This window comes from Marinifilum sp. D714 (genome assembly GCF_030851345.1).
In the GTDB taxonomy this organism is placed as follows: Bacteria; Bacteroidota; Bacteroidia; order Bacteroidales; family Marinifilaceae; genus Marinifilum.
Genome location: NZ_JALPNU010000032.1, coordinates 1 through 16,226, shown reverse-complemented (window position 1 = coordinate 16,226; position 16,226 = coordinate 1). Strand labels below are relative to the sequence as shown.

The window sequence follows — 16,226 nt, the reverse complement described above, 5'->3', positions numbered from 1 at the left end:
TTCGCAGAAAATGGATAATATAAAAGATAATGCTTCTGCTGAGAAAGTTCAGCGGGAGTTTAAGCCCACGTTTGGTGCGTTAAAGAATAAAAACTCCATTTTTATTCTGACTTTCATTCTTATTGCTTTTGGATGGTTCTCGTACCAAAGCATGCCAAGAGAATATTTCCCCGAAGTTGTGATACCCAATATAATGATTACAACTCCTTATCCGGGAAATTCTCCTATCGATATTGAAAACCTGGTTACCAGACCCATCGAGAAGGAATTAAAATCATTAAAGGGAGTTAAGAAATTAAGTTCAGCTTCTTACGAAGACATGAGTTTAATTGTGGTAGAGTTTAACACAGATGTACCTGTTAAGCAAGCTCTTCAAGACACCAAAGACAAGGTTGACAAATCCTTAAGCGAACTGCCTGATGATTTGGATACGGATCCAATTGTTGAAGATGTGGATTTTGCAGATTTTCCGATCCTAAACGTAAACCTTTCGGGTGACTTTGGCTTAGAAGATTTAAAAGAGTTTGCAGAAGAGTTACAAGATAAATTTGAAGCTCTTCCTGAAGTTTCAGAGGCAGATATCAAAGGTATCGACGAAAGAGAAATTAAAATTAATGCCGATTTGCACAAAATGGAAGCAAACGGTGTTACTTTCCACGATATTGAATTGGCAATTAGCGATGAAAACGTAACGGTTAGTGCTGGTACATTAATTACTGATAATACCAGAAGAAGTATACGTACAAGTGCCGACTATACCAGCATGAAACAAATTGAAAACACAATTGTCAAAGTTACTAATGGTAGAGTAGTGTATCTGAAAGATGTTGCTGAAGTTGAAGATGGTTATGAAGAACTTTCTTCCATTTCGAGATTAAATAACCAACCTGTAGTTTCTTTATCAATTACTAAAAAATCTGGTGAAAACTTATTGGCAGCAACCGATGCCATTTACAAAATTATTGGTGAGGAAAAAGAAAATGGTTCGCTTCCAAGGGGATTAATCGTAACCGTAACAGATGATACCTCTGAAGATGTTCGTGGTCAGGTTGCCGATTTGGAGAACTCTATAATCATGGGTATGCTACTGGTAATAATCGTTCTTTATCTTTTCATGGGATTAAGAAATGCATTGTTCTCGGGTTTGGCAATTCCTATGTCAATGTTAATTTCCTTCATCATCCTAAACCAAATTGGTTACACGGTAAATCAAATGGTATTGTTCTCTTTGATTTTGGCATTGGGTATGCTTGTTGATAATGCCATTGTGGTAGTCGAAAACGTATACCGCCTGCACGAAGAAGGTTTATCAAAATTGGAAGCAACCAAAAAAGGTGTGAGTGAAATTGCTGGTCCTATTATTTCATCAACGGCAACCACTTTGGCTGCATTCTTCCCATTGCTTTTATGGGGTGGAATAATGGGTGAGTTTATGAAATACCTTCCAATTACATTGATTATTGTATTGGCATCTTCATTGTTTGTTGCATTGATTCTTAACCCTGTATTTACAGCAACTTTTGTAAAGCTTGATGATGTGAACAAAAAAATGAATAAAAAGAAATTCATTCTTATTGGAAGTTCATTTCTTGTTGTATCTCTGCCATTCTATATCATGAAGATATTTGGTGTATTGGAAACCTTCCTTATTGCCAATCTTTTAATGCTTATTGGTGTTATAGTTTTGTTCAACCTGGTTGCTTTAAAACCATTTGCTCGCTGGTTTCAAACCAAATTGCTTGTAATTCTTGAGAATAGATACGAAAAAACACTGCGATTTGCATTAAAAGGAATCAGACCTCTTTTGTTCTTTGTAGGTACATTTGTTCTAATGATCCTATCAATTGCGTTCTACTTTAGCACAAAACCACTATTCGTTTTCTTCCCGGATAATGATCCAAAATCCATTTATGTAACCATGGAATTGCCTTTAGGAACAGATATCCACAAAACAAATGAACTTACCAAACGTGTTGAGGTAATTGTGAATAAAACCATGGAACCATATGAGGACATCATCCGATCAAAATCAACCAACGTTGGTTCTGGTAAAGGTGGAATGTTTGAATCAAGTCGTGCGGCCAACAAATCATTAACAACAATTTCATTTGTTGAATTTAAAGATCGTGGTGGCATTAGCACTTCTGAAATTATGAAGAAACTGACTGCAAATTTTGAAGGTTTTGTAGGTGCTAAAATTTTCGTGGAAAAAGATGATCAGGGACCTCCTGTTGGTTACCCAATAAATATTGAGGTTTCGGGAGATGATTTTGAAAATTTATTAATTCAGGCAAATCGCGTGAAGCACCTGATTGATGATGATAGAATTCCAGGTGTTGAAGAGTTGAAGTTAGATTTGGATCAAGGTAAACCTGAAATGCTAATTAATATAGACCGAGATAAGGTTCGCCGTTTTGGTTTGTCCACAAATCAAGTTGCTCGAGCATTACGTAATTCACTCTACGGATTAGAGGTCTCTAAATTTAAAGACGGAGAAGATGAATATGATATCATGCTTCGATTGAATGACAAATACCGATATGATGTACCTGCATTGATGAATCAAAAAATTAGTGTAATGAGTCCTATCAGTAATAAAATGGTTCAGATTCCTATTTCGGCCATAGCGAATTACTCTTACGGATCAACCTACGAAAGAATAAATCGTATTGAAAACACGCGTGTTGTTACCATATACTCGAACGTGAAAGAAGGGTTTAATGCTAATATCATTAACACAAGAGTAAGAGAATTGTTGGCTGATTTCGAAATGCCAAAAGGTTATTCATATAAACTTACCGGAGAACAAGAAGAGCAAGAGGAAACTCAGGCATTCCTAACCCAGGCATTAATGATTGCTTTGGCCTTAATTACTTTAATTTTGGTTTCGCAGTTCAATTCTGCAATTAAGCCACTTATTATCATGATTACAGTACTTTTTAGTACAATTGGTGTTTTCCTAGGTTTGGGTATTTTCCAAATGCCATTTGTAATTTTGATGACAGGAATTGGTATCATTTCACTTGCAGGAATCGTTGTTAACAATGGTATTGTACTGGTGGATTATATTGATTTGCTAAGAAAGAGAAAGATTAGTGAAACCGATATGACCGATAGAAAATACCTTAGTTCTGCAGAAGAGGTTGATTGTATTGCACAAGCGGGAAAAACTCGTTTACGTCCGGTATTACTAACAGCCATTACAACTGTACTTGGATTGCTACCACTTGCCGTTGGAATGAATTTTGATTTCTTCTCTCTTTTGAGTGAATTCGATCCACACCTTTCATTTGGTAGTGATAGTACTGCCTTTTGGGGGCCGATGTCATGGACGGTAATATTTGGATTAACTGTTGCAACTTTTTTAACTTTGGTAATTGCACCTGTGATGTTCCGACTTTCAACACAAATTGAGCATCGATTTTATGATTTTTCTCAAAGAAATAAATAGATATAACAATATAGAAAAGCCGACTTATCGTCGGCTTTTTATTATCCTAATAATAATGGTGTTTTCAGATCTACTCAATATAAACAATATGTATTTGTTGAAATAAAATATATGGCTTATTTCACTCACAATTTATCATCTTCATGTATCTTAAATCGCAACTGATAACATGTTGATTTAAATAATTTTATACAATTATTTATTAAAAATTAAAATGATTTTTTCATCATTAAATATGATTTGTTTATCCACGAAAATCGATGATAAATAAAATGAACCAAACTGATTTTGGGCAAAAACATAATAATTCGTAAATTTTTAAAAATGAGTTTGTTATTTCCAATCAACCAAATTAATCATATTCACTAAACCTTTAAACATGGAAATCATCTCGGTAATACTACAAATTTTAATCTTAGCTGCCCTTGCTTTCATTATTTCCTTTTTAATTCAGGAAAAGAGAAATGCTGCCACAAATTCAACAGAAGAAGAAGCTGAATCAGAAGTGAAAGAATCAACCACAAACTCACTTCCTGCTTCTGATGAGAAGAGAGAAGAATTTCTTCGAATCAATGCTTTTTTTATGAAAATTTTGTGCGAAAAAAAGAGCAAGAGTAACTTCAAAAGGCTTCAAAAAGAATTTTTGGAGCTTGGAACGCGCCTGTACTATTTAGCTTCGGAACTAACCATTCGGAAGTTTTTAGAATTTAAATCTCTAAGTTCTTTTGTTGAAGGAACAGTGCACGAACACAAGATTGCTTTGTTATGGTTTGCCGAGTTTAATGTTTTGCTCCGAAAAGATTTGGGATTGGAAACCTCTCCGGAACAGATAAAGGATTATCTAAACATCATTCTTACCTACTGGGACGAAGATGAAATGGAAAAACAAGAGTTGGATGATTTAAAAGACCAACTGGCTGATTCCATCGACAATTACTTTAGTGTGTTCAGCGTAGGGACATCCTTAAACTAAAAAAAGTGCCGAAAGGCACTTTTTTTATTGTATTTATTTTCTTTGATAGCATCGTATCCAGTCGATCTCCATTTCTGCATTCAAATCATTTCTTGCTTCTTTTACTGCAAGACTAAAATTCAGATACATTGGATCTTGAGGAACACCTGTTGTTTGAGTTTTTACAGGCACATCATTTATTTTCCACACCAATTCGTTTGCACTCCAATCAAGTGAATATATAAAATATCCTTTACTCAAATCAATTCCTTTTACTTTGAACTCACTCTTTTGAGGAGAATTTTCACTTCCCCAAAAATTAGCATTCATTATTTTTCCTCCATTAAAGGTTTTAAAAATATCGATATGCGGTAAGCTTTTGTCTGCAACCATCCAGAATGAATTCTGAACCTGGGCAGGATTTTTCACTTTAATTTTAGCTTCGAATCTTCCGAACTTTTGGCGGAATGAATTACCTGTATTAATAATGGCTGAAGTATAATCGAATTTTTTAGGTACAAATCCTAAATTTGGATTCCATACCAATCCTTCTTTTGCTTCTTTTTTTGCCAACAAACAAGCTGATGATCCTGAAATTTTAACATTTTCACCATCTGTAAAAGTATGCAAGTCCGAGTCTAATGAATATCCTTTATCCATTAATTTGTCTCCCCAATAATAACGGGTAATCCATTTATTGGAGTCTAAATTTCCAGCATCAAATTCATCTGAGAAAGTTAATTCCCATTTCTTAATCTCTTCAAATGGATTTTTGTTTTTTAACTTGAAATACTTTACAAATTTCTCTGAAGATTTCAAGCTATTATACTCTTGAAGCTTCTTAAACTCCTCTGTTTTTTCGAATCGTTTTTTGTCCAAAAGAAATGCTTTCTCTTCTTTAAATTCTTCTGAGCTGATTCTTTCCTCAAGTTGATAGTATTTCTGTAAATCGGATGATTTATCTACCTCATTGTAGATTTTTAATGCTTTGGACTTTTTAAACTTAAAATACTCTTTTAATCTAGCAGAGCTTTTTAGTCTTTTGTATTCCGAAATTTCTTCAGCATTTTCCTTTTTATTTAGTTTGGATGATTTCATAAGCGCTTCCAATTCTTTAAAGCGCGCCAAATCTTTTGATTCTGCAACCAAATTAAAAGTAGATAATTCTGAAGAGTCTTTTAATCTAAAATAGGTTTTAAACTTTTTTGATTTCTGATACTTTTTAAAAGCTCTCTCTTCCTGATACAGCTCACTCCTTTTAAAGGATTTGCCTTCTATCATTTTTTTATTTCTCTTGAATTCATCAGATAGTACCAACAATTCAAGTTCATTAAATTGCTTTAATTCATCCGATTTGGAAAATTGTTCAAATTCTTCAAAATCACTTCTAAGCTCATCTCTTTTTTTCTCGATAGCAACAGTATTTGATGCCTTACGAAGTTTTGATGCTAAAAAAAAGCCCATATTTTTTAATTCTTTAGGATAAAAACGAATGCCAATTTAAATAATATCGGTAAATAATCATAATCCGAATTAGTGTGAATAGAAGAATGTCGGTTGTTTCTTACTGTTTTACAAAGTTGTAGGTAATTGTTCCAATCTGAGTTTGCGGACTTGTAGTACTTACATTGAATCTTGATCGATTGGTTGCATCCAAAGCAGCCTCAAACAAACAATCGTCCTGAACACTGCATTGATCTTTTACGATTTTAGATTCAACTACTCTTCCACTACGGCTAACACCGATTTTTACAACAATTTTACCTTCACCCTCACATTTAAAAACCGGAATGGGTAAATAGATCTTATGACGTCCCTCGAGACTATAATAAACACTACTTGGACCACTATATTCTATACTTTGTAGTGAATCCAAAACTCTTTGTTTTTCTCTGGCTTCAGCAATGCTTAAACTATCCTTTTTATATTCGTTTAAGCCATCATTGCCTTCGGAATTGTCATCGGATCCATACTCATCCAAATTCTTCTTAATCTCATCAATCATATCCTCCACCTTTTGTTTTGGATCGGAATTTGATTTTTTAACGTCTTGGTTTACGGCAATTGATCGCAGAAGTTTGTCTACACTTTCGTTTATTTCAGAATTTTTTTCTTCGATCTCTTTTTTGATCTCTTCCTCCTTCTCTTCGAGGATCTGTTCGACTATTTCTTGTGGAATATCTATGAAAATTTCAGCCTCTAGAAACTCTCTCTTAGTGTGCAGTTTAAAAGAAAATAAAAGTATCAAAAGTATCATATGAAAGGCTAATGTTCCCATCACACCATATTTGTTCCTTTTTAAAAAACCTCTGAATTCAGATATCACAAATGGAACAAATTCTTTAATTTGCTCAACAACAATTTTTCCTAATTCAGAAAGTGACTTCATTTTTTACTGTAATTTCTTAAAGCTTCTGCAATATTAACGATTCTTATTCAAAATTATTAAGAAATATACATGGCATCAAATGCATTTAAAAAAGATTGTATAAAAAAGAAAGCCGCCTAATAAAATTAAGCGACTTTCAAGAGAACTTCTATTATCTGAATTTACTAAAACTTCCGTTCTTTAATTAAATTTCCTTCAGCATCCCAAATGGACCATGTTCCGACTTTTTTTCCTTCGTAATACTCCATTTCATAGCGCTTTACACCATTGTCGTCCCAAATGTACCACTTGCCGTGCTTTTTATTCTTCTTGTAATTTGCTTCGGCAATTTTAACTGATTTATCATTCCAAGTAATCCAGGTTCCATCCATCAAACCTTTTACGTAGGATCTAACTTCCTGAACTTTTTCATTTTCGAAGTAGAGAGTAATTTTACCATTTCTCTTTCCTTCTTCAATATTCATTTCGATTCTTTTAACACCACTCTCATAAAATTCTGTATATGTTCCGGTGTATAAATCTCCTTTTGTAGTGTAATATAATCCCTCTACTTCTTCAATAGCTTGAGAAAAAGAGTGATTCGCAATCAGGCAAAATAGTACGCCTAAAATTACTCCAAGTCTTTTTATCATTTACTCTTAATTAGTCCTTTTTTAGTACAAGGCGGATAACATTGTTCTTCCCGCTTACATTTACTTCTTTCATTTTATTATCAGTGTACGAAATGTAACTAGATAAAACATTGTACTTGCCAGGAATTACATTGTCTATTTTAAAGTTACCATCAAAATCAGTATACACTGTTTCTTTTGATCCTTCGAAACGGATAGCTACTCCAACCAATGCTTCACCAGTTTCGTTATCCAAAACTACACCTGATAGACTAGTTGTTTCAATTGTTGCCAATTCTGTTGCTTCTATTTCTTTGTCACCATTCGGTGTAACTACGTTGATTGCCTGACTTTGTAGTCCAACAACAACTAATGCGATAAAAAGGAAAACAAGTTTTTTCATTGTTTCTAAATTTTTTGTTTTAGTAATAAATCCTCTAATCTTTATTTAAATTTCTTTCTCAATAATGAACTTAATTTGTTTATCTTTAATTGAAATCAAATTTGATTTTTTATTCATATTGATTAACACTACAAAAATAAGGTGACTTATTTTAGCTTTGATTAGAAGAAGCTTATCAAAACCTTAAGTGTTGGTTAACTTTTTATTGAGATAATATTACAAAAGGATGATTTCTCAGTTAAACAGCAGGATATCTGGATTATGGGATGATTTTATCAATCTGTTTTATCCCAACATTTGTCAGTCGTGTGGCAATGTTTTATTTAAAAACGAAGTTGCCATTTGTAGTCGCTGTATGTATCAAATTCCAAAAACTGATTTTCATTTACAAAAAAACAATCCTGTTTCGATTCTATTTTGGGGGAGAGTAAAAATAGAATATGCATCTTCCTATTTTACTTTTGCAAAAGGAAGTAAATTTCAAAAATTAATTCACAAACTGAAGTATCATCACCGAACTGATATCGGTATTGAACTTGGAAAGCAACTTGCCCACCAGTTAAGACATTCAAAGTTCTTTGATGATATTGATCTTATTGTTCCAGTTCCATTGCATCCCAAAAAAAAGAAAATTCGTGGATACAATCAGGCAGAAGTAATTGCCAATGGAATGCGTGAAATTATGAAACTAGAAGTAAATGGTACAAACCTTTATCGCTCAGTTCATACCCAATCGCAAACCAAAAAATCCAAATTGGAGCGTTGGGAAAATGTTGATAATATATTCAAGCTACATGAAACCAACCTGTTTGAGAACAAACATATTTTATTGATTGATGATGTAGTAACAACTGGTTCTACATTGGAGGCCTGCGCACATGCAATTTTAGAAGCAAAAGGTAGCAAAGTAAGTATTGCTACCTTGGCATATGCTTAATACAATTATCATTTAAAATAACCATTTAATGCACTTTGTTTCTAAATGACTTTTAAATGTATATCGGCATTAATCCTTAATCTACTAATATCTTGAATGGATTAATTTGCTGCATCAACAAATTTATAACCGACACCTTTTACCGTTTGGATGTAATCATCACCAATTTTCTCACGAAGTTTTCTGATATGAACATCAATTGTTCTATCTCCAACAATAATTTTTTCTCCCCAAATTGAAGAATAAATCTCATCGCGAGTGAAAACTTTTTGTGGACGCGATACCAACAAAATCAACAATTCAAATTCTTTTCGTGGCAATGAGAATTCTTTTCCATCCTGGATAATTAAATACCTCTCACGGTCAATTGAAATATTACCTATGGTAATTAATCCATTATTCGCATTGCCTCCTTCTTCGGAAACTCTCCCCGATCTTTTTAATAATGCTTTAACGCGACTAATAAATACTTTTGGCTTTATTGGCTTACTAATATAGTCATCAGCTCCAGCTTCGAATCCTGCAATTTGAGAATAATCTTCTCCTCTTGCTGTTAGGAAAGAAATCAGTACATCTGAAAATTCAGGCAAGGCTCTGATTTTTTCGCATGTTTCGATTCCATCCATTTCCGGCATCATTACATCTAAAATAATTAAATGTGGATGAAATTTTTTAGCTTTTTCAATTGCCTCTTTACCATCACTGGCAGTTGACACCTGGAAACCTTCCTTTTTAAGATTGTAACTTAAGAATTCCAGTATATCCGACTCATCGTCTACCAATAAAATTTTGTAATTACTACTTTCCATTTGGTATTGGTTGTTTAGTTCTTATTATTTTGATTTATCAAGTGAAAAAGTAAAACTCGTACCTTCGCCATAAGTACTGCTTACATTTATACTTTGATTGTGAGCATCAATAATATGCTTAACAATTGCAAGGCCTAAGCCCGAACCGCCCATATTTCGTGCTCTACTTTTATCCACTCTAAAAAATCGCTCGAAAATACGCGGTAAGTTATCCGATTCAATTCCGATACCATTATCTCTTACTTCAATGAGTGCTTTATTGTCCATACTCATCACTTCAATAGTGGTGGTCCCTTTATCTTTACCGTATTTTATCGAATTTACTATTAAATTATTTAAAACTTGAAAGATTTCCTTTTTATCGGCATATACAAATTTGGGAGCATCAACACGTTGAATAAAGTTGAGCTTTATTCCATTCTTATGGGCTCTCATTTCTTGCATTTCTAAAACCTCATTTATTAAATCGGTAATATTGAATCTTTCATACATTAACTTTAGCTCTCCCGATTCCAATTTAGAAATGACCTCCAAATCCTTAACGATGGTAATCATTCTATTTATGCTCTTTTCGGTTCTTTCGAGATAGTTTCGGTTTATAGATTTATCTTCCAAACCACCATCAAGGAGTGTTAATATGTATCCTTGTATATTAAAAATAGGAGTTTTAAGTTCATGTGATACATTCCCAATAAATTCCTTCCTAAATTTTTCTTGTTTTTTTAGCTGTGCTACCAAAGAACCTCTTTGCTCACTCCATTCTCTAACCTCTTTTTCTGCCTCAGCTAAAATATCGGTACTTTTAACTTTATCACCAAGTTCTTTATCAATTACCTGAGTATCATGAATGGTTTTATAAAGCATCCTAACTTTGGAGTATAAAAACCGGTTTACTAAAACTTTACTCAAGTTATAAATAATCCATGTAGAAAGTAGTCCGAATAATATGATATAGCTTGGCTGAATTGGAAATAACAAACATATGGCACAGAATACCATTACTATACCTCCAGCCAGTAAACTAACAAAAACACTAACTTTTGTTGATGAAATAATTTTCATTTCTCTATTTATCTTACCTGAAAATAAATGTTTCCAGTTTTTTTGTTCTGTCAATAACATTGCACTTCACACTTTATAATGCGTTGCAAATATTTAAATAAAAGTAGGATATTTTCTGAAATAGAAGTTAACTTTTCGTTAATCTTATTGTATTTCAGAAGCTTGAATCTTAATTAAATCTTAACATTTCCTCAATAATATTGCTTTAAATATTTAGGAATATTATTTAAGTAAAAAACAGAATACTTTTTTAAAGATTTTACTTGCTAAAAATTGCATGTAAAAAATCAACTTCTTTTCTGTTTTTTTTAAGAATTGCAGGTTGTAATAATTGTGTAATTTTTCCTTCATGTTATTGTAATTATTGTCTGTTACTAACTATTGTACTGACTGTTACAATAAAATGGAATTATACTTAGCTCGTGAGTTTTAACCCAGCTTTTACATATCTTTAACATACCCCAAGGACATTAACTTGAAATTAACATCGCAGTCGATTTTTATAATTTTTATTTAAAGCCACCTTATTATTCTGATCATATATCATTCCTAACATCGCAATGTGATTTGAAAGTAAAAATCGTATTGACTTATTAAGGAAAAAAATGACAAAACAAGTATTATTAGTTTTATTACTAACTCTTTCTTCATTTGGTTTATATGCGCAGAAGGGAAGCATTACAGGAAATGTGAAGGATGGAAAAACCGGTGAAGCATTAATTGGAGCTTCGGTTTATGTAGATGGAACTACATTAGGAACTGTAACCGATTTTGATGGTAATTATACCATTACTAATGTTCCTATAGGAACTGTAACCATAAAATGTTCCTTTATTTCTTACGAAACCTCTTCAAAAGAAAATGTAAATGTTGCTGAAGGCAATTCAGCGGTTGTTGATTTTGAAATGGGAGAATCAACAGTTGCTCTTGAAGATGTTAAAGTAGTTGCCAAAGCAAACAGAGAATCAGAAGTTGTGCTTCTTATCGATCAGAAAAAATCTGTAGGTATTAAACAATCAATTGGTGCACAAGAATTGGCCACTCAAGGCGTATCGGATGCAGCTGCAGCTGCCTCGAAAATTTCAGGAGTAACCAAAAACGAAGGATCCGGAGATGTATATGTAAGAGGGTTGGGTGACAGATACCTTTCAACAACCATGAATGGATTGCCAATTCCATCGGATGATGTTGAAAAGAAAAACATCGACCTTAATCTATTTGGCACAGACATAATTAAAAATGTTAGTATAAATAAAACCTATTCAGCGGAAAACTATGCTGATCAGTCTTCTGGAAATGTAGATATTGTATCGAAAACTTTTAGCGATAAAATTAGTATTGGATTATCAACAAAAGCCAATACTAATGTTTTAAAAAGCGGAATTTTTGATAATTTCAGAACTACTCAAAATTATCAGGACATGACATTAGGCTTTTACAATAAGCCTTATGATACTGAAGAAGCAATAACAAGTCAGAGTTGGAGCACTGATAAAAGAGAATTTCCAATTGGGTATGACTTTTCAATTTTAGCTGGTAAAAAATTCAAGCTTTTCGAAAAAGACTTTTCTGTATTTGCTACTATTTCTCACGAAAATGAATCTTCTCATCAGGAGGGTGAATACCAGAATTTTCGTATGAATAATATAAATAACTCTTTTAATTTCACTGAGAAATACGAAACCAAAATAAATACTACTGGTTTATTAAACCTTACTTTAGATCTAAATCCTAGTCACAGTATTAATTTCAATACTCTGTATGTTCATAAAACAAAGGATGAACTTTATGAACAAGGTGGAAACGGCGAAGGTTTCGTTCGTGATCAGGATCCACAACAAGAAGGTGCTTTTGTAAGAGATCAAAATCTTAAAGAAACAATTCTATTCATCAACCAATTGTTGGGATCTCATAAAATTGGAGAAAATAACAAAATAAACTGGGCTGTTGGTTATAACACAATAAAAGCAGAAGAACCTAATCGTATTCGCAACGAAGTAAATATTCTTGATGCCAATACTGTGCAGTTTGCTCACGTTGGTGATTATCAGCAAAGAAAATCAGAGCAGTATATAAAAGACACTGAAATTAACGGCTATTTAAAAGATGAATTAAAACTTATTGATACCGATGATAGAAAACTGAAATTTACTTTTGGTGGAGATTTTAGAATGAAAGAGAGAGATTTTACCTCTTTGTTCGTTGGTGTTAGAGCAAAAGGAGCCCAATTTCAAGTACCAAACGTGAATGAATTAGATGATGTTCTTCTAAACACTTCTCTTTATGGAAACTTGAATACTGATTTAAGACTTAGAGTTGGAAAGCCCGACCTATTCAATGCTACATTGGATGTTTACGCTGGATATTTAAATGCAACATTTCAAATTAATAAGTTATCAGGTAATATTGGATTTCGTTATGAACTGGACAAGATTGAAGCAGATTGGGACGTTGCCAATTACGTTAATTTAGAAACACAAACTACAAGAATTGGGAGCATTTCAAATGACTACAACAATATATTACCTGCTCTTAATTTAAAATATCAATTAACAGATAAGAGTGCACTTCGTTTTGCTTTTAGTAAAACCATAACACTTCCAGAATTTAAAGAGCTTTCTCCATTTGAGTATGTCTCTCCTACTGGTCGAATTACAAAAGGTAATCCAAACCTGATGAATTCTGATGACTACAATTTTGATTTAAAATGGGAAATGTTCCCAACTGCAAAACAACTTGTTTCTGTTTCTGCTTTCTACAAAATGATTAATGATCCAATCAACCTCGCATTAACCAGAGGTTCATCAGGCTATTTCTATTTCGCAAATACCGGAGATAAAGCTGATGTATATGGCCTTGAGTTTGAAACCAGAATGGCTTTAATAAAAGCTGAAACCACAGAAATGCCGGAATTAAATTTAATTCTGAATGCAACAAAAATGTGGTTCAACCAGGATCTACTTGAAGAATTTCAATACAACAATAAAACTGAAACCGACTTGCAAGGAGCATCAGATTTTATCGTGAATGGAACTTTGAGTTTCTCTAATCGAAAAGAAAAAGAATTCAAAGCAGCTTTATCAGGAAATTATTCATCGGATAAAATATATGCGCTTGGAGCTCCTGAAAGTTTCGCAAACTCTGCAACACTTTATAACAATGAAATTATTGAGAAAGGATTTGTAACTCTTGATATGGTAATTAGCAAAAAATTATCAGATCGTATCTCTTTGAAACTATCAGGTAAAAACTTACTAAATCCTGATATCGAGCAAACTCAAAAAGTAGATCCTACTTCAGGAGATCCTTCTACCAATGAGGTTGTAAAATCCTATAAAAAAGGCATCAGCCTTAGTTTAGGTGTTAAAATCAACTTATAGTAAGTAAACTAAATAACTTTTTATATTTCAAAAATTAAAACAAAAATGAAAAAATTAACTATTAAAATTTTCGGTTTGGCAATTTTAGTAATGCCTTTCTTTACAAGCTGTTCTGATGATGATGATCCAGAACCAGATCCAGTACCTGTGGTTGAAGAAGTAATCGAAAATCTTCAAAATGGTATTATGAATGGACAGTTAACAGAGAATTACACTCTTGATGCATCTGTTCAATACGATCTTTCAGGTTCTTTTATTGTACCTGATGGAATGACTTTAACAATTCCTGCTGGTACCGAAATTATCGCTGATAATGGTGGTACTGATGTTTATATTGCAGTTTTAATGGGCGGTATGATTGATATTCAAGGTACTGAATCAACTCCTGTTGTTATGACATCTTCTGCTGCTCAGCCAGGTGATTGGGGTGGATTAACCATCTGTGGTAAAGCTACTACTACTGCTGGTCCAAATTCTGTTGCCGAAGTAGGTGGTTTTATTTACGGTGGTACTAATGATGATGATAATTCAGGTAATATCAAAAACCTTGTAATTAAAGGTACAGGTGCTCAAATTAACTCTGAGTCACAATATAATGGTGTTTCTTTCTACGCTGTAGGATCAAGCACTGTAGTTAAAAATGTTGCAGTAATCAATGGTTCTGATGATGGTGTTGAGTTCTTTGGTGGAACTGTTTCTGTTGAGAACTTATTCTTACAAAACAACGAAGATGATGCAATTGATTGGACTGAAGGATGGAACGGAACCGTAACAAATGCATATGTAGAGCATACTATCGCAGGTTTCTCAACTGTTGTTGAAGGTGATAAAGTAAACAACAATCCTAAGTTAATCAACTTAACTGCTGTTTCTACTGTTGGTGGTACAGCACTTCAATTCAAGAGTACTTCTGGAGCTACTATTACTGGATTATCATTAAGCGGTTACGCAAAAAGTATCGATATGAAAGATGGTGGTGATTTAGCAAATGTACAAATTGAAGGTGTTAATGCTGATCCTGCTAATAGTTATAACGCTCCTGCTACCGTTGATCCAAGTGCTTGGACATGGGTTGATGCTGACGTTGCTGTTGTTGAAGAACTATCGGGTAATGTTGATTCTGATGTAACACTTGATGCTACAAAATCATACCGTTTAACTGGTGCATATATTGTACAAGACGGTGCTTCATTAACTATTCCTGCTGGTACCAAAATTCACGCTGATGCAGGTGGTACTGAAGTATACATTGCTGTTTTAATGGGTGGTACTATTGATATCCAGGGAACTGCTAACAATCCAGTTGTAATTTCTTCTGACCTAGGTCAGCCAGGTGACTGGGGTGGATTAACCATTTGCGGTAAAGCTACTACAACTGCTGGTGCAAACTCTGTTGCTGAAGTTGGTGGTTTTGTTTATGGTGGTACTACTGATGATGATAATTCAGGTTCTATTTCTCACCTTGTTATCAAAGGAACAGGTGCTCAAATTAACTCAGAATCTCAGTACAACGGTGTTTCATTATACGCTGTAGGTTCTGCAACTACTATCGAAAATGTAGCTGTAATCAACGGTTCTGATGATGGTATCGAGTTCTTTGGTGGAACTGTTTCAGTAAGCAATCTGTACCTGGAAAACAACGAAGATGACTCAGTAGACTGGACTGAAGGATGGAGCGGAAAAGTAACTAACACTTACATTTCTCATACTATTGAAGGATTTTCTACTGCATTCGAAGGTGATAAAGTAAACAACAACCCACAATTCGAAAATGTAACTGCAATTTCAACTGTTGGTGGTACTGCGCTTCAATTCAAAAGTACCTCTGGTGCAACAATTACAGGATTATACCTGGAAGGTTATGCTGTTGATTTGGATATGAAAGATAGTGGAGCTTTAGCTAACGTTCAGATTAACGGAGCTGATGCAGATGCTACTTTATTAGATGGAGAAACTAAGAAGTATGAATTGAATTCAGGTAAAGATGCTTCTAAAGTTGATATCTCAACTTGGTCATGGATCGAAGCTGAATTGTAATTTGGATTCACAATAATATAAAGAAAGCAGGCTCAAATGGGTCTGCTTTTTTATGCGATGTATTTTAACCATCAATTATGGTATAATTTTCCCATTTTACGACACTGTCCCACAAAGTGTGTAAATGAAATTTAGAGGGTTAGATGTTTAGTCTGACCCTTTCTTCAAATATAGTTAAAAACTGATTTAAGATCA

At 33.5% G+C, this 16,226-nt stretch carries 11 protein-coding genes; 5 read left to right on the top strand and 6 right to left on the bottom strand.

Annotated elements, in window-relative coordinates:
* Positions 1 to 10: 10 nt before the first annotated feature.
* Together M0051_RS18070 and M0051_RS18065 are read left to right on the top strand one after the other, a co-directional pair.
* Positions 11 to 3,451: an efflux RND transporter permease subunit gene (locus M0051_RS18070; protein ID WP_306742963.1), complete on the top strand. Its 3,441-nt coding sequence runs from the start codon at positions 11 to 13 to the stop codon at positions 3,449 to 3,451.
* A 379-nt stretch (positions 3,452 to 3,830) separates the two neighbouring features.
* Positions 3,831 to 4,424, top strand: a complete 594-nt coding sequence (locus M0051_RS18065) for a hypothetical protein (protein WP_306742962.1) — start codon at positions 3,831 to 3,833, stop codon at positions 4,422 to 4,424.
* Positions 4,425 to 4,457: 33 nt separating this feature from the next.
* On the opposite strand, the gene M0051_RS18060 is transcribed toward M0051_RS18065, so the two are convergent.
* From M0051_RS18060 to M0051_RS18045, 4 genes are all read right to left on the bottom strand, one after another.
* Entirely contained in the window at positions 4,458 to 5,867 is a 1,410-nt protein-coding gene (locus M0051_RS18060) for a family 16 glycosylhydrolase (protein ID WP_306742961.1), read from the bottom strand.
* 100 nt (positions 5,868 to 5,967) lie between these two features.
* On the bottom strand, positions 5,968 to 6,792 hold the full coding sequence (locus M0051_RS18055; RefSeq protein WP_306742959.1) for a hypothetical protein: 825 nt from the start codon (positions 6,790 to 6,792) through the stop codon (positions 5,968 to 5,970).
* A 164-nt stretch (positions 6,793 to 6,956) separates the two neighbouring features.
* The gene (locus M0051_RS18050; protein WP_306742958.1) at positions 6,957 to 7,424 is read right to left on the bottom strand and encodes a toxin-antitoxin system YwqK family antitoxin; all 468 of its coding nucleotides are present in this window, start codon (positions 7,422 to 7,424) and stop codon (positions 6,957 to 6,959) included.
* 10 nt (positions 7,425 to 7,434) lie between these two features.
* Positions 7,435 to 7,806, bottom strand: coding sequence for a carboxypeptidase-like regulatory domain-containing protein (locus M0051_RS18045; RefSeq protein ID WP_306742957.1), 372 nt, complete (start codon positions 7,804 to 7,806; stop codon positions 7,435 to 7,437).
* Between the two features lie 226 nt (positions 7,807 to 8,032).
* On the opposite strand from M0051_RS18045, the gene M0051_RS18040 reads away from it, so the two are divergent.
* Positions 8,033 to 8,743: a ComF family protein gene (locus M0051_RS18040; RefSeq protein WP_306742956.1), complete on the top strand. Its 711-nt coding sequence runs from the start codon at positions 8,033 to 8,035 to the stop codon at positions 8,741 to 8,743.
* A gap of 101 nt (positions 8,744 to 8,844) precedes the next feature.
* Here the strand turns inward: M0051_RS18040 and M0051_RS18035 are convergent, their stop codons facing one another.
* Together M0051_RS18035 and M0051_RS18030 are read right to left on the bottom strand one after the other, a co-directional pair.
* The gene (locus M0051_RS18035; protein WP_306742955.1) at positions 8,845 to 9,552 is read right to left on the bottom strand and encodes a response regulator transcription factor; all 708 of its coding nucleotides are present in this window, start codon (positions 9,550 to 9,552) and stop codon (positions 8,845 to 8,847) included.
* A 24-nt stretch (positions 9,553 to 9,576) separates the two neighbouring features.
* Complete coding sequence (locus tag M0051_RS18030) at positions 9,577 to 10,674, bottom strand: cell wall metabolism sensor histidine kinase WalK (protein WP_306742954.1); 1,098 nt, start codon at positions 10,672 to 10,674, stop codon at positions 9,577 to 9,579.
* Positions 10,675 to 11,219: 545 nt separating this feature from the next.
* Here M0051_RS18030 and M0051_RS18025 point away from each other — a divergent pair.
* Both M0051_RS18025 and M0051_RS18020 read left to right on the top strand, forming a co-directional pair.
* Complete coding sequence (locus M0051_RS18025) at positions 11,220 to 13,994, top strand: TonB-dependent receptor (RefSeq protein ID WP_306742953.1); 2,775 nt, start codon at positions 11,220 to 11,222, stop codon at positions 13,992 to 13,994.
* 45 nt (positions 13,995 to 14,039) lie between these two features.
* Entirely contained in the window at positions 14,040 to 16,031 is a 1,992-nt protein-coding gene (locus M0051_RS18020) for a hypothetical protein (protein ID WP_306742952.1), read from the top strand.
* Positions 16,032 to 16,226: the final 195 nt, after the last annotated feature.

Coding starts and splice junctions, on each gene's coding strand:
- M0051_RS18035 (WP_306742955.1), bottom strand. CDS start 9,552: ATGGAAAGTAGTAATTACAAAATTTTATTGGTAGACGATGAGTCGGAT.
- M0051_RS18020 (WP_306742952.1), top strand. CDS start 14,040: ATGAAAAAATTAACTATTAAAATTTTCGGTTTGGCAATTTTAGTAATG.
- M0051_RS18025 (WP_306742953.1), top strand. CDS start 11,220: ATGACAAAACAAGTATTATTAGTTTTATTACTAACTCTTTCTTCATTT.
- M0051_RS18060 (WP_306742961.1), bottom strand. CDS start 5,867: ATGGGCTTTTTTTTAGCATCAAAACTTCGTAAGGCATCAAATACTGTT.
- M0051_RS18065 (WP_306742962.1), top strand. CDS start 3,831: ATGGAAATCATCTCGGTAATACTACAAATTTTAATCTTAGCTGCCCTT.
- M0051_RS18040 (WP_306742956.1), top strand. CDS start 8,033: ATGATTTCTCAGTTAAACAGCAGGATATCTGGATTATGGGATGATTTT.
- M0051_RS18055 (WP_306742959.1), bottom strand. CDS start 6,792: ATGAAGTCACTTTCTGAATTAGGAAAAATTGTTGTTGAGCAAATTAAA.
- M0051_RS18070 (WP_306742963.1), top strand. CDS start 11: ATGGATAATATAAAAGATAATGCTTCTGCTGAGAAAGTTCAGCGGGAG.
- M0051_RS18045 (WP_306742957.1), bottom strand. CDS start 7,806: ATGAAAAAACTTGTTTTCCTTTTTATCGCATTAGTTGTTGTTGGACTA.
- M0051_RS18030 (WP_306742954.1), bottom strand. CDS start 10,674: ATGTTATTGACAGAACAAAAAAACTGGAAACATTTATTTTCAGGTAAG.
- M0051_RS18050 (WP_306742958.1), bottom strand. CDS start 7,424: ATGATAAAAAGACTTGGAGTAATTTTAGGCGTACTATTTTGCCTGATT.